This window comes from Halorubrum sp. SP3, from assembly GCF_005435195.1.
In the GTDB taxonomy this organism is placed as follows: domain Archaea; phylum Halobacteriota; class Halobacteria; order Halobacteriales; family Haloferacaceae; genus Halorubrum; species Halorubrum sodomense.
In genome coordinates, this window is record NZ_SGTU01000321.1 from 1 (window position 1) to 500 (window position 500).

1 protein-coding gene is annotated in these 500 nt (G+C 58.2%); it reads right to left on the reverse strand.

Annotation, left to right across the window (positions count from 1 at the left end; genetic code table 11):
- Positions 1-190: 190 nt before the first annotated feature.
- Positions 191-500 (reverse strand): hypothetical protein (locus EXE42_RS16690; protein WP_206750756.1); only part of this gene is annotated, 310 nt, incomplete at its 5' end.

Here is a 500-nt window from a genome sequence, read left to right on the forward strand (position 1 = left end):
GACAAACAGCGAAGTCAACGCCTCAAGTGAGACAACTAACGACCACTTCAGAGCGAGACACCCGAGAGAGGCTCGGCCACCCCGTTGCCCACGCTGACAGTGAATGACTGCCCTTCAGCGATCAAAATGAGCGGGCCAGCACTGGATTCAACAGACCAGACCGTTCTGCTATCGCCCGATTACTTGGCCGTCAGTCGTCAGACGGTACGTCGTACCCGGTCTCAGTCGCGTAGTACCGCTCGGCCGGTGACTGCGCCCCCACGTACACCCGCACATCGGAAAATAGCAGGAGCAGACCCAGGATCGTCCATGCGCTCCCGACGATCAGCGCCCACCCCCATCCGTTGAACACCCCCAGGGTGAATTGAAACGCCCAGACGGCAACGGCCACCGCCAGGATGGCGACACCGAATGCCATACTTGCCTCGCTTGCCCGTGAGTCAACACTCATTGATCGCAAACTGTTGGTGACCAATAATAAACCCACTCCGCAAATTATC